Origin of the sequence: Okeania sp. (assembly GCF_035285525.1) — a bacterium.
Classification (GTDB): Bacteria; Cyanobacteriota; Cyanobacteriia; order Cyanobacteriales; family Microcoleaceae; genus Trichodesmium.
In genome coordinates this window covers 1-5,522 of the sequence record NZ_JAYKGW010000196.1, presented here as the reverse complement: position 1 = coordinate 5,522, position 5,522 = coordinate 1, and the positions used below count along the sequence as shown (strand labels likewise).

The 5,522-nt window shown below is 34.0% G+C and carries 1 protein-coding gene; it reads right to left on the bottom strand.

The window, feature by feature from the left end; all coding sequences use genetic code 11:
• Positions 1 to 128: 128 nt before the first annotated feature.
• On the bottom strand, positions 129 to 4,886 hold the full coding sequence (locus tag VKJ25_RS18975; RefSeq protein ID WP_324238205.1) for a glycosyltransferase: 4,758 nt from the start codon (positions 4,884 to 4,886) through the stop codon (positions 129 to 131).
• Between the last annotated feature and the right edge of the window lie 636 nt (positions 4,887 to 5,522).

Below are 5,522 nucleotides of genomic sequence, written 5' to 3'. Positions count from 1 at the left end.
CTTGTCTACCTTGTCTACCTTGTCTACCTTGTCTACCTTGTCTACCTTGTCTACCTTGTCTACCTTGTCTACCTTGTCTACCTTGTCTACCTTGTCTACCTTGTCTACCTTGTCTACCTTAGTCTTCCTTAGTCTTCCTTGTCTTCCTTCTTCCAGACAGAATAATCATTCTTTTCAACATCAAAATTAGGATTATAATAAGGGTCTCCCAACTCCAGATTAACTTGCCATTGTTCTAACAACAACTCATAATCAAGAAAATCATAATTTTCCTGTATATCTTCCTCTGACTTACGGTTAATTAAAACACAACGAGGAGTAAACATAATTTGTTTACCTTCTTTTCGCAACTTCAAACATAAATCAACATCCGGATAATTAGAATGATAATACTTATTAAAACCTCCAACTAACTCAAAATTTTTCCGACTCACCATCAAACAATCTTTACTCACAGCAGACACCTCTCTTGCACAAACCAAAGAACCTGCATAACCATAATCATTAGTCGGAAAACCTTGCATCACATAATTAACTTTTTCCGACTTTCTTAACACAATACCTGCGTGTTGAACAGTTCCATTAGGCGCAACTAAAAATCCTCCCACAGCACCAATATCCGGTTGTTCAGCATAATATAAAAGATGTCTTTGCCAATCATTAACTGTAGGTTCTAAATCAGTATTTAGAAAAACAAAATATTCACCTTTAGTAGTTTTTGCACCCAAATTATAAGCACGAGAATAAGTGAACTTATCCGATAAACTTAAAACCTTCACATGAGGATTTTTAATTACATCTTTTTCTACATTCTCACCAACTATAATTACTTCATTTTGGGGATAAATAGAAAGAGACAAGAATTTTTCCAACCATTGATTGAGACTTTCAGAAATATTAGGAGAAGCAATAATCAAACTCATCAAAGGAAAATTCTTTCTTGGGAAAGGATTAATATTTACCAAATGTCTACCCAAACCAGGTTCCGCTTTTGCTGGTAAACCAACTCTTTGTAAATGAGCATTAACCGCAGCTTGTTGTACTTTTTCAATACCCGGTTTAGCATCAGGATCTCCAGATAAACTTCCCCTCACTTGTCGCCAATGATAAAGATGTTTAGGAATATGAGCAATATTATTAGTTTGCTCAGAAACTCGTAACATAAACTCATAGTCTTGCACCCCATCAAACTGACTGTTAAAACCTCCAACAGCTAAAGCTATTTCTCGACGTACACATAATAAATGACCAACATACATTACACCACGAAAATATTCAGGAGACCAGTCAGGTTTAAAAAATGGAACGACATAATTTAATCCAGAAAAATCAATTTTATCTTCATCAGAATAAACCACATCAAATCCTTCCGCTAACTTATTTAAACTATCTTCTAAAGCGGTAGGTGCGAGAGTATCATCATGGTCTAACATACAAATAAATTCTCCTGTAGCCATTTTTAAAGCTTTATTTGTCGTAGCACTAATATTACCATTCTCTTCAGAAAGTAGAACTTTAATTCTCGGTTCTTTTTCTGCTAAACCTACCAGAACATTTTTAATTTCTTCTTGTTTAGAACAATCATCAACAATACACCATTCCCAGTTAATAATAGATTGGTTTAAAACACTTAAAACTGTTTCGACAAACCAATCTAAAGAAGAATTCCAAGTAGGAGTCAGAATACTAATAGCAGGTTGAGAAACATCTCTTTTTCCATCTATGTTTGAAATTACTGGATTAATAATTTCCCAAAACTTTTCAACCGTTACTCCTGATAAACCTAATAATTCTTGTTCTTTTGCTTCAGAATTTTTGTCTCTTAACTTAGGCAAAATAGTAACTTTTTCTACTTGTGTAGAAGTTGTTTCCACCGTCGGAGTTTGGTCTTTAACCCCAGACAAAATAGTAACTTTTTCTACTGGTTTAGAAATTGTTTCCACCGTCGGGGTTTGGTCTTTAACCCCAGACAAAATAGTATCTAATTCTATCTCCTCAGTTATACTTTTTTTTTTCATAGGAGTTTGTGCTTCCAACTCCGATAAATTTTTATTAGAAGTATTTTTCTTTCTAGATTTGAACCTTTCTAAATCAGCTTCCATTTCTTGAATATCTGTTTTAGACTTTTCCAAATCAGCCATTATTTCTGTAAGTAAAGGAGAAATAGAAGGAGTAGTTTCAGGAATTATTTTCGCAACTTCTTCCTGCTTCTGAATACTAACTTCTGACTGACTTTCTTCTGATTTCTCAACATCAACTTCTAACTTCTTAACTTCTTCCTTTCTAATACCAACTTCTGATTTCTGACTTCTGACTTCTGACTTCCTTACTTCTTCCTTCTCAACAATCAACATATCTGGATAACTTGTACAACCAATTCTACCACACCAAGAACCATAGGATTTTCCTAACATATTAAAACCAGCATTATTCACCCACTCCAACAATAAAGACTCCAGAAAACCCATACCTTTTTCTATAGCATTTTTGTCCTTAGCAAAACCTTCCTGAAGTCGATGAACAAGAGGTTGAGAACTCCTTCCTTGAGCAATTAATTTCTCTGACTGTTGGTTAACCAAAAAACAATTAAATAACAGACGACCACCCGGTTTTAAAACTCGATAAACCTGCTCTAAATAATTACGAACTTCACTTCCACCCACCTGAGTAAACCGAGCATTAATAAAGACAAAATCAAAACTTTTCTCATCATCGGGAAGTTGCAAATCTGAATCTATCCGACTAAATTTGAAATGAGGTTTTTCAGTAGTAATATTTTGCTGCGCCCAAGATATTAACTCCTCAGAAAAATCAAATCCTGCATAACGTCCTGGAGATTTTAAATAATAGGAAAGACCATAAGCAATATTCCCAATTCCACAACCAATTTCTAAAACTTCAGCAGTGGGTTGAAGACCGACATTCTGGATAAAATTGCCTAAAAATTTAAAGCTTCTGGGAATAAAATTATTTTTGCCCCCACCTATATATTTATCATCAGGAATAGATAGAGAAGGTTTAAATAATTTAAACAGAATATTTCCTTCTTTTCCTTGAAATATTGGAGTTAGAGAAATTAGAGAATTTTCACAGTTCTGAAGTTGTTCTGGAGAGAGAGAAACTTCCAGGCGAAACCGAGAACTTTTAGCATTATTAAGTTTAGGACGAGCCTTTGCTATATCTGGACTCGGTAAACCTAATTTTTTGGCAAAAGAAGCAAATTTTTCACCATTAATAACAACCTTAAAACCCTCTACAGAACCAAAATTATGAGAACCTACCCAACCAGATATAACTAAACTTTGATTAGAAATTGTTACTTGATCTAAATGACCTACTGTTGTAATTGTTTCAATTGGAGCAATAAGTTTTGGTTGTTCAGAAACTTGGGGAGCTTCAGAAAAAGTAGCTGTTTTGGAATTACCCAACCCTTTCAATAAAACCTTACCTTCACCATCTTTAAAAATAGGAATTAAACCAATCTGAGAATTTTGGTATTGTAAAATTTGTTCTTGACTTAGAAGTACCTTAATACGGAATCTAGATTGACCAGAATTATTCAGATCGGGGCGCAATTTTTTCACATCTGGACTAGGCAAATTTAAAGCAGCTTCAAACTTTTCTATTCTAGTATTTCCAATAGTTAATTTGAAACCTTTTACTTTCCCAGAATCAGGAGAAACCACCCAACCTACAAGTCGTAATTCTTCATTATCAAATTCTGCCTTATCAAGAGAACCAAATGTTGGTAATAACTCTGTTTTTTCTGTAACCAGATGCCGATCCAAATTAACTATATCTTTCTCTAGTAAACTAATAGCACTTCCTCCTTCCTCCTTCCTCCTTCTTCCTTCAGCTAATTTCAAAGCAGCAGCATAAAGTTCCATATCTTGACTATTAGCTGATGCTAATTTATCCATTAACTTTTGATCTGAAAAAACTTCCTTTTGAAACTGAACATACTCTGGATAAGGATTTCTATTTTGATAAACCACCTCATAATCAGACCAACCCAAAAGATTTTTCAATGCCAATAAATCCTCAGCAAAATATTCAGTAATTCCCACAAAATCAAAATAATCTAGAGACTTACCATTCACACAATAAGCCATCAAATTACTATTACCTTGAGCAAACTTTAATAACTTGTCTTTATTTAGATGGTCTTTTGTTGGATTAGATATATGACGAAAACAATAATCAGAAATTAACCGCCGAACTGGTTCTCTAAACCATGTAATTCTCTTAGCATTAGGAAATAATTCATCGTATTTACCAGCTCGAAAATGACCCTCAATAACCTTAGTTTGCCAATGAATACTAGCTGGCATATTTTCTTCAAACATATCAGTTTTATCAGTCAGAACTCCTTGAGTTCCATAAACCTGTAATAAAATCTGTCTAAAAGCAGTTCCAGCAGCTTTTGGTACATGAACAGAAATCAATTCTACTTGCGGAGTAGTAGTTGGTATATTATCTGCTTTTGGTGTTTTAATCGCAGAAGATAAAGCTGGAGTAACAGCATTTAACAGAGGTTCTCCCTCACGATTTTCTACTAAAGGAATTAAAATAATTAGAGCATCTTTAAATTCCTCTTGCCGCTCTTTATTCATCGGCAACCTAATAATAAACCGAGCATTAGTAGCAGCAGAAATATTTGGATGAGCTTTCTTAACCGCAGGACTAGGAATACCTTGAGTTAATGAAAATTCTGTTAATTGTTTACTACCAAATAAAATCTTAAAATTAGTCACAGGTTCAGACTCAAAAGAGATAACCCATCCGCTTAAACAAATAGTTTCATTTTCTATTGCTACTTGGTCTAAAAATCCAGTAGTTACTGCTAGTTGTTGAGGTTGTTTATTTACCATTTCAACTTTTTCCATATTGCTAAGATTTTCCTAGATTGTTTGTTACTAAATTATAATCCAATATAGTTCAGTTCAGTATTTTTTGAAGCAGTAAGAAAGAAGAAGAAAAGTACACGAGTTTATAATTGATAAATGTTGATCTGATTGAACTATATAGAATTATAATCTTGAGGAAGTATATCGCTACACGCAAGTTAAAAGTAGTAGCAGTGATTTCTGTTTCTCATACTCCTCAAACCCAAATTACCTGTACTAAAGTAATATATGACTGAGTTTTCGGTGTAGAAATGTTCCGCCAATAAGACTTACTAATGTCCGCTCATCCCCTCTAGCGAGTGCTTCACAAAATGAATTAACTATTGCTCTATACGCAATAGTGGGAAAAATTCATCACTCATTACCTCTGTTGGGGTGCTTAAAAAAATGCACTAACTATTGCGTATAGAACAATAGTGGGAAAATTTCATCACTCATTACCTCTGTTGGGATGCTTAAGAAAATGAAACTTCTCATTTGCGCAATAGTTAGAAAAATTCATCACTCATCACCTCTGTTGGGGTGCTTAAGAAAATGCATTAACTATTGCGTATAGAACAATAGTGGAAAAATTCATCACTCATCACCTCTGTTGGGGTGCTTAAGAAAATGCAT

What these genes read in the sequence shown, in the direction of transcription:
- VKJ25_RS18975 (WP_324238205.1), bottom strand. Translation starts at nt 4,886, where the DNA reads ATGGAAAAAGTTGAAATGGTAAATAAACAACCTCAACAACTAGCAGTA.